We start from the raw sequence: 16,838 nt of genomic DNA on the forward strand, positions 1-16,838 counted from the left end.
AACATCTAGTGGCGGCGCCACGCCGTCACCACGACATGTTGGGTCGCAAGGTTCCGTCCGGCGCCCCACATCGGGACCGAGGTCCCGTGATCGGACGCCCCGGAGAGCCGTTCCGGCACCCCTGTTGCCGTACTACGTGTGCCGTAGTACGTTGGGCGGAGCATCCCCCGTCACCCACCGGAAGGAAGGGCACCGGAGTGATCGGAGCCGACGCGATCCGCGGCCACATCGACCTGATCCTGCTCGCGATCCTCGAGACCCGCCCCTCGTACGCCTACGAGATCTCCAGGACCATCACCGACCGCTCCCGCGGGGAATATCTCATCAAGCAGACCACGCTCTACACCGCGCTCAAGCGCCTGCAGTCCCAGGGCCAGCTCGACAGCTACGAGGACGTCTCCGCCACGGGCAAGCCCCGCACCTACTACGAGCTCACCGCCGACGGCCTCGACCAGCTCGAGGCCAAACGCGCCGAATGGCGCAGCACCCGCGAGCTCGTGGACCACTTCGCCACAGGGAAGGACGCCCCGTGAACGTCATCGACTCCTATCTCGACACCCTCTTCTCCCCCTACCCCGACACCGCCCGGCTGCGGGAAGCACGCCGCGAGCTGCGCGCCATGATGGAGGACCAGCAGCAGGGCCTGCTCGCGGACGGGCTCACCGAGTCCCAGGCCGTGGGCCGCGTGATCGCCGAGTTCGGCAGCCTCGAGGAGGTCGCCACGGAGCTCGGGATCGATGCGGAGCTGGGCCGCTCCTCCACCGCCGCGGCGACCTCGACGCCGTCGGCCCCCGTGCTCGGCACGGACCGCGCCCGCGCCTACGTCCAGGCCGTGCGACGCACCCAGTGGCTCCTGGCGTCCGCGGTGCCCCTGTTCGTGCTCTGCGCGGTCCCGCTGCTGCTGCTGATCGCCGCCACACCGGATGCGCAGGGGGACCCGGCGGGCTGGGCGGTCGCGTCCGGGATCGCCGCGGTGCTGGTGCTGGTCACCGCGGGCGTGCTCCTGCTGGTGGCGCGCGACGCCCTCATGAAGGACTTCGCGGACATCGAGGAGGGGGAGTTCACCCTCACCGCCGAGGTGCGGGGGCACGCCCAGCGGGTCGAGCGCGAGCACCGGCGCACCTCCACGCTCAGCGGCGCCGTGGCGATCGGCTTGTGGATCCTGTGCGCCCTGCCCACCCTGCTCTTCGCATTCCTGGTCCGCGCGAACGACCTCACCGTGCTCTACGGCGTCGGCCTGACCCTGGCGATGGTCGCGCTGGGACTCGCCGTCATGATCCGAGGGACCTGGGCGGAGTCGGCGGCGGGGACCCTGCTGCAGGAGAGGGACGAGGACTCGCCGGAGCACAGCAGCAGCCCGGGGATCCGCGCGATCGCCGCGGTCTACTGGCCGGTCGTCGTCGCGGCCTACCTGGCATGGAGCTTCCTCAGCGGCGACTGGCACCTCTCCTGGGTGCTGTGGCCGGTGGCCGGGGTGCTCTACGCGGGCCTGTCCGGGCTCGCCGTCGCCCTGCGCCGGGACGAGGACGACCCCCGCCCGCGCGCCCGTCGGGCCTGAGCCCTGCTCCACCGCTGAGGGCTCCCGTTCCACCGCTGAGGGGTCCCGGCGGCGCAGGCCGTTGCACCAGGTGGCGCTCAGCCAGCATCCATCCCTGCATACGGGGATGGATGCTGGCTCAGCGCCACTCGTCGCACGTGCCCGGGAGCTGCGGCCGCTGATCCTCCCCGGGGACGTCGAACGGCCCGCCCCGAGAACTCTCGGGACGGGCCGATCATGATCCGGGCGGGACCGGTCAGAGCATGCAGCTCACGCAGCCCTCGACCTCGGTGCCCTCGATCGCCATCTGCCGCAGGCGGATGTAGTAGAGGGTCTTGATGCCCTTGCGCCAGGCGTAGATCTGCGCCCGGTTGACGTCGCGCGTGGTGGCGGTGTCCTTGAAGAACAGCGTCAGCGACAGCCCCTGGTCCACGTGCTGGGTGGCCGCGGCGTAGGTGTCGATGATCTTCTCGTAGCCGATCTCGTACGCGTCCTCGTAGTACTCGAGGTTGTCGTTGGTCATGTACGGCGCGGGGTAGTACACCCGGCCGATCTTGCCCTCCTTGCGGATCTCGATCTTGGAGACGATCGGGTGGATCGAGGAGGTGGAGTGGTTGATGTACGAGATCGAGCCGGTGGGCGGCACGGCCTGCAGGTAGGCGTTGTACATCCCGTGCTCGGCGACGTCGGCCTGCAGCTGCTTCCAGTCCTCGACGGTGGGCAGGTGCACCTTCGAGTCGGCGAACAGCTGGCGGACCTTGTCGGTCGCGGGCTCCCACACCTGCTGGGTGTACTTCTCGAAGTACTCGCCGGTGGCGTACTTCGAGTTCTCGAAGTCGTAGAACTTCTCCCCGCGCTCCTTCGCGATCTTCATCGACGCCAGGATGGCGTGATAGGTGACCGCGTAGAAGTACATGTTGGTGAAGTCGATGCCCTCCTGGGAGCCGTAGAACACCCGCTCGCGGGCGAGATAGCCGTGGAGGTTCATCTGGCCGAGGCCGATCGCGTGGGACTTGCGGTTGCCCTCGGCGATCGTGGGCACGGACTCGATGTCCGAGGTGTCCGAGACCGCGCTGAGGCCGCGGATCGCGGTCTCGATGGTGAGGGCGAAGTCCTCGGAGTCCATCGCCTTGGCGATGTTCAGCGAGCCCAGGTTGCAGGAGATGTCCCGACCCAGCTCGTCGTACGTGAGGTCGACGTTCATGGTCGAGGGGGTCGAGACCTGCAGGATCTCCGAGCACAGGTTCGAGTGGGTGACCTTGCCGGCGATGGGGTTCGCGCGGTTCACGGTGTCCTCGAACATGATGTACGGGTAGCCGGACTCGAACTGGATCTCGGCGAGGACCTGGAAGAAGTCGCGGGCCTTGATCTTCTTCTTCGAGATGCGGGGGTTGTCCACCATCTCGTGGTAGACCTCCGAGACGTTGACGTCCGCGAAGGGCTTGCCGTACTCGCGCTCCACGTCGTACGGGGAGAACAGGTACATCGGCTCGTTGTTCTTCGCGAGCTCGAAGGTGATGTCGGGGATGACCACGCCGAGGGAGAGGGTCTTGATGCGGATCTTCTCGTCGGCGTTCTCGCGCTTGGTGTCCAGGAAGCGCAGGATGTCGGGGTGGTGGGCGTTGAGGTACACCGCACCGGCGCCCTGGCGGGCCCCGAGCTGGTTGGCGTAGGAGAAGGAGTCCTCGAGCAGCTTCATCACGGGGATGACGCCGCTGGACTGGTTCTCGATGTGCTTGATCGGCGCGCCGTACTCACGCAGGTTCGAGAGCAGCAGCGCGACGCCGCCGCCGCGCTTGGACAGCTGCAGCGCGGAGTTGATGGAGCGGCCGATGGACTCCATGTTGTCCTCGATGCGCAGCAGGAAGCAGCTCACGAGCTCTCCGCGCTGGGCCTTGCCGGCATTGAGGAAGGTGGGGGTGGCCGGCTGGAAGCGGCCGTCGAGGATCTCGTCGACGAGGTTGCGGGCGAGCTGCTCGTCGCCGCGGGCGAGGGTCAGGGCGACCATCACCACGCGGTCCTCGAAGCGCTCGAGGTACCGCTTGCCGTCGAAGGTCTTCAGCGTGTACGAGGTGTAGTACTTGAACGCGCCGAGGAAGGTGGGGAAGCGGAACTTCTTCGCGAAGGCCTGCTCGGAGAGCGACTCGATGAAGGAGAAGTCGTACTGCTCGAGGATCTCGGGCTCGTAGTACTTGTTCTCGACGAGGTAGTCCATCTTCTCGCGCAGCGAGTGGAAGAACACCGTGTTGGGGTTCACGTGCTGCAGGAAGTACTCCCGCGCGGCCTCGCGGTCCTTGTCGAACTGGATGCTGCCGTCGGGCCCGTACAGGTTCAGCATCGCGTTCAGCGCGTGGTAGTCGAGCCGCCGGTTGTGCTCGACCGGGGGCATCTCGGTCAGTGTCGCCAAAACTCTTCCAATCCGTCATGGACCCGCGTCACGTCGCGCGGAGTACCGAACAGTTCGAACTTGTACATGTGGGGGACCTGGCACTTGGCGGAGATGATGTCCCCGGCCAAGCAGTAGGCCTCCCCGAAGTTGGTGTTCCCCGCACCGATCACGCCGCGGATGTGCTGCCGGTTGCGTTCGTCGTTGAGGAACTTGATGACCTGCTTGGGCACGGCACCGCGGCCGTTGCCCCCGCCGTAGGTCGGGACCAGGAGGACGTAGTCCTCGTCGACGACGAGGGGCTCCTCCTTCGCGTAGAGCGGGATCCGGCGGGCCGGCATGCCGAGCTTCTCGACGAAGCGCTTGGTGTTGCCGGATACCGAGGAGAAGTAGACGAGACGGGTCACGCCGACGCCTCCCCCGCTGCTCAGATCGCGGCGGTGCGGCGCTGCTCGGCGCCGACGCCCGCGAGCGCCTTGATCTTGTCGGGACGGAAGCCGGACCAGTGGTCCTCGCCGGTGATGACGACGGGGGCCTGGACGTAGCCGAGGGACTTCACCTTCGCGAGCGCGTCGGCGTCCTCGGTGATGTCGACGACGTCGTAGGCGACACCCGCCTTGTTCAGCGCGCGCTTGGTCGCATCGCACTGCACGCAGAGGGGCTTCGAGTACACGGTGATGTCCAAGGGAAGGGCCTTTCAGGAGCGTCGCGCCGAAGCGCAGGACGGGGCGTCGAGCAGATGTTCCGGAGGTCCGAGGACCATGCCGCGAGGCTGTGGACTCCTCGGGGGAGTCCGGCGCGCCGCGACATCGACAACACTACACCTAGTGGTGCCCGGGTGAGACGACCACAAGATGTACTGAACTACATCTCTGTCATCCACAATGCGATGTTGACGGCATGTGGATGGACGAGGACTCGCTGGGGACGGAGCCTCCGCGCCCCGTGCGAACACGGCGGGGACGTGCACATCCCGGTGTGGACGGTGGCTGCGGTGCCCGACGCCGGCGGTGGACGACCGACGCGGGAACCGGCCGCGCAGCCCTCGGACGGCGCCTTCGGGTGAGGTGGATCCCGGCGTGTCACGCGACCTCCTCGGCGTGTCGTCGGCGTGTCCCCGCGCTCCTCCCCCGTCGTCCCCCGTCCGTCCCCCGCCCGTCCCCCGGTGCGCGGCCCGGCGCGCGGCTGCAGCGCGGAGCCCGGCGACCGGCCCGGCACGGCGAGAGCCCCCGCCCTCCCCGGGGACGGGGACGACGGGGGCTCTCGAGGCGGCGGCTCAGCGCGCGGAGTCCTCCGCCTCGGGTCCGCCGGCGGGGTCCTGCCCTGCGGCGGGAGCCGACTCGGCGGGGGCGGAGCCCTGCTCGGCGGTCGGGTCCGGCTCGGCCTCGGGCACCGGCTCCGCGGACCACACGTCCACGACCTCCTCGGCGCTCGGGGCGGCAGGCTGCTCGAGGGTCTCCGGCGCGGGCTCGCCCTCGCCGGTCGCCGAGGAGGCCGGTGCGTCGGCCGCGCCCGGCTCAGCCGTGTCCGGCTCGGCCGCACCCGGTTCGGCCGCACCCGGTTCGCCGTCGGCCTGCTCGCCGTCGGCCTGCTCCGCAGTCTCCGCCTCCGACTCCATGCCGGTCTCCGCCGACTCCTGCTCGGGCTCCTTCTCGAGGCTGCGCCCGTCGGCCTCGACGATGGTCGCGAGCACCTCACGCAGCAGCGTCACCTGGCGCTGCGCCTCGGCGGCGCCCGCCACGGGGGCGACCCCCTTCTCGACGAAGGCGTGGAACGCCTCCCACATCAGCTCGGCCGCGCCCTTCGGCGCCCTGGTCGCGGTCTCCTGGACGACGCCGGACTTCTTCTCCCGCAGCGAGAGGGTCGAGCGGGAGTCGCCGTGGGAGGGGGCGGGCAGCTCCAGCCGCATGCGGCGTCGGGCCGAGAGCACCTGCACCGTCTCGGAGTACTCGGGGGCGAAGGGGAGGTAGTGCCACACCAGGCGCACCTGCGCGCCGCTGTCGAGCTCGCCCAGCAGCTCGATCGAGCCGGGGATCACGCCCTTGGGCCAGTGCCGCACCGCGACGAGCTTCGCGATCGGGCCGTAGGCCGCCTCGGTCACCGCCATCTGGTGGGCGACCCCGGTCAGCAGCCCCTTGACGTAGAGGTCGCGGTCGCGCTGGGTGGCGCCGTCCCCGGCCCCCGCCTCGACCGCGGCCTGGAGGGCCTTGCGCCGCTCGGTCCGCTTCTCGGTGGGCAGGTCGTAGGAGGAGGTCGTCACGTGGGCCTGCCCGAACAGCGGCTGGCTCGCGGGCATCAGCACCTCGTGGTCCACCATCCGCAGGTCCTTCACCGCGATGTGCTCGGCCATCCGGGTCACGGAGTCGTCGTACTGCTGGGGGTGGGCCATCATCACCAGGCGCCGTCCCGCGATCCGCTCGAACTCGGTGACCTTCGCGATCTCCTCCGCGGAGTAGCCCAGCGGCGGCTCGACCATCACCGGGATGCCGCGGCGCACCAGGGCGAGCAGGTCGTCCACGTGCAGGCCGTCGGTCGAGAGCAGCACCCCGTCCAGCGCGAGGGTCCGCGCGCGCACGGCCGCCACGAGATCGGCGACCGTCTCGTAGCGCCGCTCCTCAGGGATCCCCCACACGTCCGCGGCCTCGCGGCGCCGACGGGGCGAGTGGTCGACCAGCGCGGCGACGGCGAACCGGTCCCAGCGCCGGCGCAGCACGGGCAGGTGCACGGCCTGCGCCATGGTTCCGGCGCCGATCACGGCGACGTTCAGGATCTTCGGCATCGACAGGCTCCTCGGGGGCTCGGCAGTCGGGGGCGGCTGCTCCGTCGGGCCGACGGGCGCCGGGCCCTCTCCGGCATCGCGCCAGGACCAGGCACGATCGCACGCCTGTTCTACCACACCGGCCCGGAGCTCGAGCTCTCGGTCACCGTCACCCCGGCCTCCGACGCGGCGCTATCGTAGGGCGCTGACCGAACGCCTGAGGAGGACCTGTGGTCGGACGCTTCTACACCGGGGCCCGCGCTGTCGTGCGCGGTCCCGTGGGACTGCTGTGGAACCCGCGGGTCAGCGGGCTGGAGAACGTCCCTCGCGAAGGCGGCTTCGTCATCGCCTCGAACCATCTGGCCAACATCGACAGCTTCATGATCCCCGTGGTGCTGCCGCGCCCGGTCCGCTTCGTGGCCAAGGACTCGCTGTGGACGCAGAAGGGGCCGCACGGGGCGGTGCTGCGCTGGTTCTTCGACGCCGTCGGCGCAGTGCCGGTGGACCGCGAGGCGCTCTCCTCCGGCAAGGGCGCCCTCCAGGCCGGCCTCGAGGTGCTGCGCAGCGGCGAGGGGTTCGCCGTCTACCCCGAGGGGCACCGCTCCAAGGACGGCCTGCTCCATCCGGGCAAGCAGGGAGCCGCCTGGCTCGCGCTCGAGTCCGGCTGCCCCGTGATCCCCGTCGGGGTCAAGGGCACCCAGCACATGTTCTCCTCCCTGATCCCGCGCCGCGGGGAGATGACGATCCGGGTGGGCACCCCGATCCGGATCGAGGAGATCGACCCCACCGCCTCGAAGGGGGTGCGTCGTCGCCTGCTGACCGCGCGGGTCATGGACGAGATCCAGGCGCTGTCCGGTCAGCGCAGGGCCTACGACTCCTCAGCACGGCCCCAGGACCAGTAGGATCACAGCAGGCCGCACGCCGCAGTGGCGGCCGATGCCCGCACCGCATCCCAGCCAGGAGAGCAGATGGCCGTCGTCGTCGGATTCATCCCCACCGAGGTGGGCTTCAAGGCGCTGACCGCGGCTCGCGAGGAGGCCGAGCAGCGCGGCGGCCCGCTCGTGGTGGTCAACGTGCTGCGCGCCGGGGTCGAGGAGGATCCTCGCCACGCCGATGACCAGCAGCTCGAGATCGCCCGCGACCAGCTCCGCCGCGCGACCGTGCGCGTCGCCTTCCGCCAGGAGACCACCGAGGACGACATCGCCGACGTCCTGCTGCAGGTGGTCGAGGAGGAGAAGGCGGAGCTGCTCGTGCTCGGCGTGCGACGCCAGAACGACCTCGCCCGCCACCTGCTCGGCCTGACCGTGCAGAAGCTCCTGCTCTCCTCCCCCAGCGACGTGCTGGTCGTCTGAGCGCGCCACCGCGACGACGACGCCGAGCACGACGGCGTTCCCCGGCACGACGACGGCGGCCCGACCCCTCCTCGGAAGGGGCCGGGCCGCCGTGCTGTGCAGGACCGCTCAGACGGTCGAGCGACGGAGCATCACTCGGAGACGGGGTCCGCGCCGGGGACCTGCTCCGTCTGACCAGCCTTGACCTTGGCCTCGATGGTCTCGCCGACCTCCTGGTCGATGTTCTTCCAGTACTGGAAGGCCTTCGAGAGCACCGGCTCCTCGACGGTCGACAGCGCACCGGTGACCGTGTCGATCAGACGCCCGCGCTCGGCCTCGTCCATGACCTCGCGGATCAGGGTGTGGGCCTGGCCGAAGTCGTCGTCCTCGGCGTGGAGGGAGTAGGCCGAGCGCACCAGCGTGCCGTCGGACTCCCAGCCGTTGTCGACCTTCCCCTGCTCGTCCTGGTAGGCGCGGCCGAAGGAGTTCGGCGCGTAGACCGGCGCGTCGCCGCTGTGGAAGAAGTTCATCGCGCCCTCCTTGTCGTAGGAGTTCGTGGCGATGATCGGACGGTTCACGGGCAGCTGGTTGAAGTTGGTGCCGATCCGGTTGCGGTGCGCATCCGGGTAGGAGAAGACACGGCCCAGCAGCATCTTGTCCGGGGAGACGCCGGTGCCCGGCACCGTGTTCGAGGGGCTGAAGGCGGCCTGCTCGACCTGCGCGAAGTGGTTGACGGGGTTCTGGTTCAGGGTGAACCGGCCCACCGGGATGCGCGGGTAGTCCTTCTTCGACCAGGTCTTGGTGAGGTCGAAGGGGTTGAAGCGGTAGGTCTTCGCGTCCTCGTAGGGCATGACCTGGACCTCGAGCCGCCAGGACGGGAAGTCCCCGTTCTCGATGGACTCGAAGAGGTCGCGGCGGTGGTAGTCCGCATCGGTGCCGGCGAGCTCGTCGGCCTCCTCGTTGGTGAGGAACTCCAGACCCTGCTCGGTGAGGAAGTGGTACTGGACCCAGAACTTCTCGCCGGCCTCGTTCACCCACAGGTACGTGTGGGAGGAGTAGCCGTTCATGTGACGCCAGGTCTTGGGCAGGCCGCGGTCGCCCATGAGGTAGGTGACCTGGTGGGCGCTCTCGGGGGAGTTCGCCCAGAAGTCCCACTGCATGGTGTTGGAGCGCAGGCCGGAATCCGGGGTGCGCTTCTGGGAGTGGATGAAGTCGGGGAACTTCATGGGATCGCGCACGAAGAAGATCGGCGTGTTGTTGCCGACCATGTCGAAGTTCCCCTCCTGGGTGTAGAACTTCAGCGCGAAGCCGCGCACGTCCCGCCAGGTGTCGGGCGAGCCCAGCTCGCCGGCGACGGTGGAGAAACGGGCCAGCAGCGGGGTCTTGACGCCCTTCTGCAGGAAGCCGGCCTTGGTGTACTGCGAGACGTCCTCGGTGACCTCGAACTCGCCGAAGGCGCCGGAGCCCTTCGCATGGGGGCTGCGCTCCGGGACGCGCTCGCGATCGAAGCGGGCGAGCTTCTCGACCAGGGCGACGTCGTGGAGCAGGAGCGGGCCGTCGGCGCCGACGCTCAGCGAGTGCGCATCGGACTCGCGGGGCGCGCCGGACTCGGTGGTCGAGGCGATCGACGAATCGTGATGGGCCGTGGGATCCAGCTGGGTCATGGAGTTCTCCTCGGGATGGTTTTCTGACAGGTCGTGTCTAAACGTTCTGACAGTGGTGGGCGGTCAGGGACCCTGCGCCGGCGGGACCGGCTCAGGGGGTTCGGGGGGTGGTGGCCTCTCGCTCGCGGCACTCGGTGCACAGGCCGCGGTAGACCACGTCGGCCATCTCGATGGAGAAGCCGTGGTCCTCGTGCGGGATGAGGCATGGGGCCGCGCCGACGGCGCAGGGGACGTCCTCGAGACGCCCGCAGCTGCGGCACACCAGATGGTGATGGTTGTCGTGACGGTGCATCTCGTAGCGCATGCTGCGACCGCCGACGGAGACGCGGCGCAGCAGCTCGGCGTCGGAGAGGGCGTTGAGCACGTCGTAGACGGCCTGGCGGGAGACGGTGCCCAGGTGCTCGCGCACGGCCTGGGCGATGGTCTCCGCATCCGAGTGCGGATGTGCCTCGACCGCGGCCAGCGTCGCGAGCCGCGGAGCGGTCACGCGCAGGCCGACTCCGCGCAGGGCGGAGGTGTGGTCGGTGGTCGTCATGGCTCCACTGTAACCACTTATCTGGACAATCTCAAGAAAGCGTCTCGGCCCAGTCGAGCGAGCAGCGCAGCGGACGGACGAGGGGCGCGAACGGGGCGCGGGCACGGCACCAGCCGTCCGGGCTCGACGTGCTCGGGCCTCAGGATGGGCATCCCCGACACGCGACAGGCCCGGCCTCCGAGAGGAGTGCCGGGCCTGACCTGGGGAGCCGCCTGCCGGAATCGAACCGGCGACCTATTCATTACGAGTGAATCGCTCTACCGACTGAGCTAAGGCGGCGTCGCCGCGCATGCGCGGCGGACCGGTTCACTGTACGTGACCTGCCTGGCCAGGCGCAAAGCGCGCAGGCGCGATCCGCGTCACCCTCGGCGGCGCAGCCCTCGTCGCCCCCTCGTCAGCCTCCGCAGCGCAGCCCGTCCTCGGGCACCGTGCCCTCGAGGAGATAGGCGTCGACCTGCTCCTCGATGCAGCCGCCCGAGCGGCCATAGGCGGTGTGCCCCTCGCCCTCGAAGGTCAGCAGCACGCCCTCGTCCAGCTGGGAGGAGAGGTTCTGCGCCCACTCGTACGGCGTCGCGGGATCGCCCGTGGTGCCGATGACGACGATGGGACCGGAGCCCTCGGCGCTGATCGGACCCGGCTCCCGGACGGGATCGACGGGCCACTGGGCGCAGCCGTCCCCGCCGAGCATCGGACCGAAGGTCGGGAACTCCTCGGCCAGGCGGTCGGCCTCCTGCGCGACCCACTCCTCGTCGGCGACGCCGGGATGGTCCAGGCAGTTCACCGCGGAGATCGCGAAGGCGGCGTTGGTGCGATAGGAGCCGTCGGCCCGGCGCTCGGAGGAGAGGTCCGAGATGTACAGCAGATCCGCGCCGTCGCCGCTCATCGCCGAGGCGAGCGCCTGCCGGCCCATCTCCCACTGGGCGTCGTCGTAGAGCAGCACCAGCACTGCGGAGCGGGCCAGCGCCCCGGTCAGGGGACGGTCGGGGTCGCCGGTGTCCAGCGGGGTCTCGTCCACGCTGTCGAAGAAGCTCTGCAGCTGCTGCTTCGCCTCGGGCACCTCGCCGCGGAAGGGGCAGGAGTCCCCCTGCTCGAGGCAGTCGGCGAGGAAGGCCTCGATCGCGTGCTCGAAGCCCTCGGCCTGCCCGGCGGAGAACTCGTTCATCGACATGTCGGGGTCCAGCGCGCCGTCGAGCACGAAGCGGCCCACGCGGTCGGCGTAGAGCTCGGCGTAGCTCGCCCCGAGATAGGTGCCGTAGGAGTAGCCGAGGTAGTCCAGCTCCTCGCTGCCGAGCGCGGCGCGCAGCACGTCCATGTCGCGCGCGGCGGAGTAGGTGTCCACGTAGGGCAGCTCGTCCCCGGAGTTCGCCTCGCAGGCCTCGGCCACGCGGGTGCCCCACTCCTCGGCGAGCTCGCTCGCCTCCTCGGTGCCCGGCTCGCCGGTCGCGGAGAGGTACTCGTCGGTCTCCGCGTCGTCGAGGCACTCGATGCCCGCGGAGCGGTTCACGCCGCGCGGATCGAAGCCCACCAGGTCATAGCCCGCGCGCACCTCGGGCGAGATGAGATAGGGGGCCGATTCGAGGAAGTTCACGCCCGAGCCGCCGGGGCCGCCGGGATTCACCACGAGCGAGCCCCGGGACTCGCCCTCGGCCGCGACCCGCGCCACGGCGATCTCGATGTCGCCGGCGCCCGGGTCGTCCCAGGCCAGCGGCACCGTGAGCGTGCCGCACTCGGCGTCCTCGACCATCAGGTCCTCACAGGTGCCCCAGTCGATCTGCTGGGAGTAGTAGGCCTCGTAGGCCGGGTCCTCGGCGGGGTCGGTCGGCAGGTCCAGCGCCGCGGAGCTCCCTGTCTCCTGGAGCGCCGGGGAGTCGTCCTCGGGTGCGGCGGTCGCGCCGCCCTCGTCGCTCGCTGCGGAGGACCCGCCCTCGGAGGCACCGCCCTGGGGCACGGAGCCCTCGGTGCACCCCGCCAGGAGCATCACCGCCACGGCCGTCGCGGCGGCGAGGCGGGAGAGCGGGCTGCGGGTGCCGGGAAGAGGCGTCATGCGGGGTCCTTGTCCATGGGGGAGCATCCGACGGGCCCGGCCATCCTAGGCGGCATCTCAGCCGATCTCGCGATGCCTCCACCGCTGCGCCCCGAGCACGACGGGCACCGCCACGAGCAGCAGCAGCGGCAGCAGCTCGAAGGCTCCCGCGGACCCGTCGGCCAGCGCGACCGCCGCGGAGGAGAGGTCCACCGCGCGGATCACGTCGGCCAGCGTCTCCGAGCCGAAGGCCGCCGCGAGCGTGCCGGCGGTCCCCACCACGAAGGGCACGCCGATCGCGGCGACCAGGCCCAGCACCGTCGACTGCAGTGCGACGCCCATCGCGAGGGAGAACAGGAAGGTCGCCGTGAGCGTCGCGAGCTGCGTGGTCATCACGCCGTCGATGCTGGAGAGGTCCGCGCCCTCGCCGATCAGCTCCCCTCCGATCCACGTGCTCGCCGCGGCGAGCCCGATCGAGACCGCCACGAGCACCGCGAACACCGTGAGCGCCGCGAGGCACTTCGAGGCGAGCACGCCGAGGCGGCCGGGGCGCTGCAGGAGGGTGGTCTGGATGGAGCGGTCGGACCACTCCCCCGCGGTGATCCACACGGTCAGCACCGGGATGATCAGGCTCAGCGGCAGGGTGAGCACGAAGACCGTCGACTCGAGGTCGGAGGTCGCATCGGGGGTCAGCGCCGGCTGGAGCAGCCCACCGAGCGCGGCGAAGCCGATCACCGCGAGCAGGGACAGGGGCAGCAGGATCGCGGCGCCGCGGGTGTCGAGGGCGGCGCGCAGGTCGATGTCGGGTCGCACGGGGTCTCCTTCAGGCGGTGCGGAGGGCGGGGGCGGGCTCGTCGGCGATCGGCTCCTCCTGCCCGGTCAGGGAGAAGAACACCTCCTCGAGGCCGGCTCCGACGTCCGCGCCGAGGGAGGTGAGCACGAGCTGCTCGCGCAGGGCGAGGCGGCCCATGTCCTCCGGGGCGAGGCTCACGGCGAGCTCGCCGTCCGCGCGCGGCTCGAAGGCGATGCCGTGCGCGTCCAGGGCTCGACGCAGCGCGGTCTCGTCCAGGGCGGCGACCCGGGTGCCGGCGACCGCGGTGAGCTCCTCGAGGGGCCCCTCGCGCACGAGGCGCCCGCCGGAGATCACCACCAGGTGGTCCACGGTCGCCTCGACCTCGCGCAGCTGGTGGCTGGACAGCAGCACGGTGCCGCCCGCGTCGGCGAAGGAGCGCAGCAGCCGGCGCATCCAGCGGATCCCCTCGGGGTCCAGGCCGTTGGCCGGCTCGTCGAGCACGAGCACGCAGGGGTCGCCCATCAGCGCGACGCCGATCCCGAGCCGCTGGCGCATGCCGTAGGAGTAGCCGGAGACCCGCTTCCGCGCGGCGGCGGCGAGACCGACGATCTCCAGCACCTCCTCGGCCCGGGCGGCGGGCATCCCGAGCGTGCGGGCGACCAGGCGCAGGGTCTCGAGCCCGCTGCGGCCGCCGTGCAGCGACCCGGCGTCGAGCATCACGCCGATCGTGCGGGCGGGGCGCTCCAGCTCGCGGTAGCGGCGACCGCCGATCAGCGCCGCGCCCTCGTCGGCCTCGGCGAGGCCGGTGAGGATGCGCAGGGTCGTGGACTTCCCCGCACCGTTGGGGCCCAGGAAGCCGGTGACGGTGCCGGGGCGGCACTCGAAGCTCAGGCCGTCGACGGCCGGACGGGCGCCGTAGCGCTTGGTCAGCGCGCGCAGCTCGAGGGTCGGCGCCGAGGAGGTCGTGGAGGTCATGGGCTCCACGCTCCTCCTCCGTCGGCCGCCGCGACAGCGACCTCGGGCCCGCGCCCGGGCGACCATCGTCGGGCCCCGCCCGTCGGCCGATCGACGATCGTCGCCGACGCCTCCGTCGGCAGGCCCACGGGCTCGGTCGCGCGGCGCACGCCGTTACAGTGACGGGGTGGATCATCCGGGAGCGCCTGCACGTCGCCGCTGGCAGGAGGGCCTGATCGTGGCCGCCGTCGTCGCGGAGGCGGGGACGCAGACGCTCCTCGCCGCCACCGCGCTGGGCCTCTGGCAGGGCGGCCTCGCCCTCCTGCTCGGCCTCGCGCTGCTGGCCCGCCACCGGCACTGGCCGTGGCTGCTGCCGCTGGTGCAGGTGCTCAACGCCGTCTCGGGATCGATCACGGTGCTGGTCATCGCGACCTACACCTTCGCCACCCGCTGCCCGAACCGGCTGCTGACCCTGCTGTTCGCGCTGCTGGCCGCAGGGACCGCGACGCTGACCCCGCTGCTGCTGATGGGCGACGAGCCCGCGGCCGCGATGATGACGATCGCGCTGACCACGCTGCTGGTCGCCGCGGCGACCTCGATCGGGCTGTACACGTCGGTGAGGCGCGCCCTGCTCGCCGAGCTGCGGGAGCGGGCCGAGCAGGCCGAGTCGGGACGGGCCGCGGCGGAGGAGCAGGCGCGCCGCGCCGAGCGCACCCGCATCGCCCGCGAGATGCACGACATCGTCGCGCACAAGATCTCGCTGGTCGCGCTGCAGGCCGGGGCGCTCGAGGTGAACCCCGGGGCGGATCGGGAGCAGGTCCAGCAGTCCGCCGCCCTCATCCGCGGCACCGCCACGACCGCGCTCTCGGAGCTGCGGGAGGTGCTGGGGGTGCTGCGCGGCGACGAGGACCAGGCGCCGCTGGCCCCGCAGCCCACCTGGGACGACGTGCGGCGCCTGGTCACCACCTCGCAGGAGGCGGGGGTGTCGGTGGACCTGTTCGACTTCATCGACGACCCCGTCCCGGACCCCCTGGCCCGCACCGCCTACCGGGTGGTGCAGGAGGGGCTGACCAACATCCACAAGCACGCCATGCACACGCGGGCCCGCGTCGCGCTGATCGGCGAGCCCGGCACCGACCTCGTGATCGAGGTCAGTAATGTGCTCCCCAAGGGGTTCACGACGGATCTGCCGGGGGCCCGGATGGGGCTCTCCGGCATCGAGACGCGCGTGACCCACGCGGGAGGGTCCATCACCTCGGGCCCCACCGACGACGGACGATTCGAAGTGAGGGCGGTGATCCCGTGGCCGACGGCGACGTGAGACGCGTGGGACTGATCGACGACGACTCCCTGGTCCGGGCGGGCCTGGCGATGATCCTGGGCGCCGATCCCGGCATCGAGGTGGTGGGGCAGGGGGCCGACGGCTCCGAGGCCGTGCCGCTCGTGCAGAAGCACCGCCCCGACGTGCTGCTGATGGACGTGCGCATGCCCACCCTCGACGGAATCGCCGCGACCAAGGCGGTCACGGCGCTGCCCAGCCCGCCGAAGATCATCATGCTGACCACCTTCGACATGGACGAGTACGTCTTCCAGGCGCTCGAGGCCGGGGCCAGCGGGTTCCTGCTCAAGGACACCCCGCCCCAGGACCTCGCCCGGGCCGTGCACGTGGTCGCCGGCGGCGAGGCGATGCTCTCCCCCACCGTGACGCGCCGGATGCTCTCCCACTTCTCCGACGCGAACCCCGGCGCCCGGCAGGAGCGCCACCCGGGCCTGGACCAGCTCACCGAGCGGGAGACCGAGGTGCTCGGCGCGGTCGGCGCGGGGCTGTCCAACGCGCAGATCGGGATGCGCCTGTTCATGAGCGAGGCGACGGTGAAGGCGCACGTCTCGAAGATCTTCGCGAAGCTCGACTGCACCAACCGGGTGCAGATCGCGATCATCGCCCACGAGGCCGGGCTGACGGACCTGGACGCGGACCAGGTCTGAGCGGACGGCGCACCGGCGACGGCGCACCGGCGACGGCGGCCCGTCGGCGCGACAGCGCGTCGTTCACCCCCAGCCCAGCTCGTGGAGGCGCTCGTCGCTGATCCCGAAGAGATGGCCCAGCTCGTGCAGCACCGTCACCGCGATCTCCCGCACCAGGTGCTCGCGGGAGCGGGCGTGGCGCTGCAGCGGACCGCGGAAGACGAAGATCCGGTCCGGCTGGCGGAAGCCGTCGAACACCGAGCGCCGATCCAGAGGCACCCCCTCGTACAGGCCCAGCAGCTCCGCGCCGCCCGCCTGCTCGCGCGTCGGCTCCTCCTCGACGAGGATCGCGAGGTTCGCCTCGGCGATCGCGCGCGCGATCTCCTCGGGCAGCGAGTCCAGGGCGTCGTCGACCGCCTCCTCGAACTCCTCGCGGCTGATGCTGATCATGCCGCCATCGAACCACGCCGCCGGGCCGCCCGCGGTGTCGGATAGGACGCATCGCGCCCAACTCGCGGGCGCCCGTGCCGGGCCGGTGGGTATGCTCTGGCACGGGCAGTCACGACTGCTCGGGCCCCCATCGTCTAGTGGCCCAGGACACCGGCCTTTCACGCCGGCGACACGGGTTCGAATCCCGTTGGGGGTACTGCTCCGCCGAGGTGCGAGGCGGCTCACAGCGAAAGTGGTCGTGAGCCCCGGGAACGTCCGGTAGAGTTATCCAGGTCGAAGCGAGCAGCGGAGACACCAAGCAAGGCCCTGTAGCTCAGTTGGTTAGAGTGCCGCCCTGTCACGGCGGAGGTCGCCGGTTCAAGCCCGGTCAGGGTCGCCCCTCCAGAAGGCCCCGGAACATCGTTCCGGGGCCTTCTCGCTGTCCCGGCCCGGCCCGCACCGC

At 71.0% G+C, this 16,838-nt stretch carries 16 protein-coding genes and 3 tRNA genes; 8 read left to right on the forward strand and 11 right to left on the reverse strand.

Features of this window, described 5'->3' with window-relative positions:
- Positions 1 to 197 precede the first annotated feature (197 nt).
- Complete coding sequence (locus tag D1648_RS13915) at positions 198 to 533, forward strand: PadR family transcriptional regulator (RefSeq protein WP_122942863.1); 336 nt, start codon at positions 198 to 200, stop codon at positions 531 to 533.
- Positions 530 to 1,558 carry a permease prefix domain 1-containing protein gene (locus tag D1648_RS17940; RefSeq protein ID WP_164518723.1) on the forward strand — a complete coding sequence of 343 codons (1,029 nt, stop codon included), beginning with the start codon at positions 530 to 532 and terminating at the stop codon, positions 1,556 to 1,558. Before D1648_RS13915 ends, D1648_RS17940 begins: the two co-directional genes overlap by 4 nt.
- 235 nt (positions 1,559 to 1,793) lie before the next feature.
- On the opposite strand, the gene nrdE is transcribed toward D1648_RS17940, so the two are convergent.
- From nrdE to D1648_RS13940, 4 genes are all read right to left on the reverse strand, one after another.
- Positions 1,794 to 3,926, reverse strand: a complete 2,133-nt coding sequence (gene nrdE / locus D1648_RS13925; protein WP_122942867.1) for a class 1b ribonucleoside-diphosphate reductase subunit alpha — start codon at positions 3,924 to 3,926, stop codon at positions 1,794 to 1,796.
- A gap of 5 nt (positions 3,927 to 3,931) precedes the next feature.
- Positions 3,932 to 4,330, reverse strand: a complete 399-nt coding sequence (gene nrdI, locus D1648_RS13930; protein WP_122942870.1) for a class Ib ribonucleoside-diphosphate reductase assembly flavoprotein NrdI — start codon at positions 4,328 to 4,330, stop codon at positions 3,932 to 3,934.
- Between the two features lie 20 nt (positions 4,331 to 4,350).
- Complete coding sequence (gene nrdH / locus D1648_RS13935) at positions 4,351 to 4,608, reverse strand: glutaredoxin-like protein NrdH (RefSeq protein ID WP_010550466.1); 258 nt, start codon at positions 4,606 to 4,608, stop codon at positions 4,351 to 4,353.
- A 591-nt stretch (positions 4,609 to 5,199) separates the two neighbouring features.
- Complete coding sequence (locus tag D1648_RS13940) at positions 5,200 to 6,702, reverse strand: Gfo/Idh/MocA family oxidoreductase (protein WP_122942872.1); 1,503 nt, start codon at positions 6,700 to 6,702, stop codon at positions 5,200 to 5,202.
- A 209-nt stretch (positions 6,703 to 6,911) separates the two neighbouring features.
- Between D1648_RS13940 and D1648_RS13945 the strand changes: the two genes are divergently transcribed.
- A complete protein-coding gene (locus D1648_RS13945; protein ID WP_122942875.1) occupies positions 6,912 to 7,583 on the forward strand; it encodes a 1-acyl-sn-glycerol-3-phosphate acyltransferase in 672 nt (223 codons plus the stop codon).
- A 66-nt stretch (positions 7,584 to 7,649) separates the two neighbouring features.
- Positions 7,650 to 8,033 (forward strand): universal stress protein, encoded by a 384-nt coding sequence (locus D1648_RS13950; protein WP_122942877.1) that lies wholly within the window; start codon positions 7,650 to 7,652, stop codon positions 8,031 to 8,033.
- A gap of 131 nt (positions 8,034 to 8,164) precedes the next feature.
- On the opposite strand, the gene D1648_RS13955 is transcribed toward D1648_RS13950, so the two are convergent.
- The 6 genes from D1648_RS13955 to D1648_RS13980 form a co-directional block, all read right to left on the reverse strand.
- A complete protein-coding gene (locus D1648_RS13955) occupies positions 8,165 to 9,676 on the reverse strand; it encodes a catalase (protein WP_122942879.1) in 1,512 nt (503 codons plus the stop codon).
- A 91-nt stretch (positions 9,677 to 9,767) separates the two neighbouring features.
- A complete protein-coding gene (locus D1648_RS13960; protein ID WP_122942882.1) occupies positions 9,768 to 10,211 on the reverse strand; it encodes a Fur family transcriptional regulator in 444 nt (147 codons plus the stop codon).
- 206 nt (positions 10,212 to 10,417) lie between these two features.
- Positions 10,418 to 10,490: transfer RNA gene (locus tag D1648_RS13965), tRNA-Thr, on the reverse strand.
- 115 nt (positions 10,491 to 10,605) lie between these two features.
- Positions 10,606 to 12,255, reverse strand: coding sequence for an alpha/beta hydrolase (locus D1648_RS13970; RefSeq protein ID WP_122942884.1), 1,650 nt, complete (start codon positions 12,253 to 12,255; stop codon positions 10,606 to 10,608).
- A gap of 57 nt (positions 12,256 to 12,312) precedes the next feature.
- Positions 12,313 to 13,047: an ABC transporter permease gene (locus D1648_RS13975; protein ID WP_122942886.1), complete on the reverse strand. Its 735-nt coding sequence runs from the start codon at positions 13,045 to 13,047 to the stop codon at positions 12,313 to 12,315.
- A 10-nt stretch (positions 13,048 to 13,057) separates the two neighbouring features.
- Complete coding sequence (locus D1648_RS13980) at positions 13,058 to 14,002, reverse strand: ABC transporter ATP-binding protein (protein WP_122942889.1); 945 nt, start codon at positions 14,000 to 14,002, stop codon at positions 13,058 to 13,060.
- A gap of 166 nt (positions 14,003 to 14,168) precedes the next feature.
- Between D1648_RS13980 and D1648_RS13985 the strand changes: the two genes are divergently transcribed.
- Entirely contained in the window at positions 14,169 to 15,302 is a 1,134-nt protein-coding gene (locus tag D1648_RS13985; protein WP_241155503.1) for a sensor histidine kinase, read from the forward strand.
- The gene (locus tag D1648_RS13990; RefSeq protein ID WP_122943361.1) at positions 15,299 to 15,967 is read left to right on the forward strand and encodes a response regulator transcription factor; all 669 of its coding nucleotides are present in this window, start codon (positions 15,299 to 15,301) and stop codon (positions 15,965 to 15,967) included. Before D1648_RS13985 ends, D1648_RS13990 begins: the two co-directional genes overlap by 4 nt.
- Before the next feature lie 63 nt (positions 15,968 to 16,030).
- Here D1648_RS13990 and D1648_RS13995 read toward each other — a convergent pair whose 3' ends face one another.
- A complete protein-coding gene (locus D1648_RS13995; protein WP_122942893.1) occupies positions 16,031 to 16,396 on the reverse strand; it encodes a metallopeptidase family protein in 366 nt (121 codons plus the stop codon).
- Positions 16,397 to 16,519: 123 nt separating this feature from the next.
- On the opposite strand from D1648_RS13995, the gene D1648_RS14000 reads away from it, so the two are divergent.
- Positions 16,520 to 16,592 (forward strand) — tRNA-Glu (locus D1648_RS14000).
- A 106-nt stretch (positions 16,593 to 16,698) separates the two neighbouring features.
- Positions 16,699 to 16,772 (forward strand) — tRNA-Asp (locus D1648_RS14005).
- Positions 16,773 to 16,838 lie beyond the last annotated feature (66 nt).

The organism is Brachybacterium sp. EE-P12, from assembly GCF_003711805.1.
Classification (GTDB): Bacteria; Actinomycetota; Actinomycetes; order Actinomycetales; family Dermabacteraceae; genus Brachybacterium.

Excerpts from the sequence above, each read along its gene's own strand:
- nrdE (WP_122942867.1), bottom strand. The coding sequence starts at position 3,926 with ATGCCCCCGGTCGAGCACAACCGGCGGCTCGACTACCACGCGCTGAAC.
- D1648_RS13940 (WP_122942872.1), bottom strand. The coding sequence starts at position 6,702 with ATGCCGAAGATCCTGAACGTCGCCGTGATCGGCGCCGGAACCATGGCG.
- D1648_RS13950 (WP_122942877.1), top strand. The coding sequence starts at position 7,650 with ATGGCCGTCGTCGTCGGATTCATCCCCACCGAGGTGGGCTTCAAGGCG.
- D1648_RS13955 (WP_122942879.1), bottom strand. The coding sequence starts at position 9,676 with ATGACCCAGCTGGATCCCACGGCCCATCACGATTCGTCGATCGCCTCG.
- D1648_RS13960 (WP_122942882.1), bottom strand. The coding sequence starts at position 10,211 with ATGACGACCACCGACCACACCTCCGCCCTGCGCGGAGTCGGCCTGCGC.
- D1648_RS13970 (WP_122942884.1), bottom strand. The coding sequence starts at position 12,255 with ATGACGCCTCTTCCCGGCACCCGCAGCCCGCTCTCCCGCCTCGCCGCC.
- D1648_RS13980 (WP_122942889.1), bottom strand. The coding sequence starts at position 14,002 with ATGACCTCCACGACCTCCTCGGCGCCGACCCTCGAGCTGCGCGCGCTG.
- D1648_RS13995 (WP_122942893.1), bottom strand. The coding sequence starts at position 16,396 with ATGATCAGCATCAGCCGCGAGGAGTTCGAGGAGGCGGTCGACGACGCC.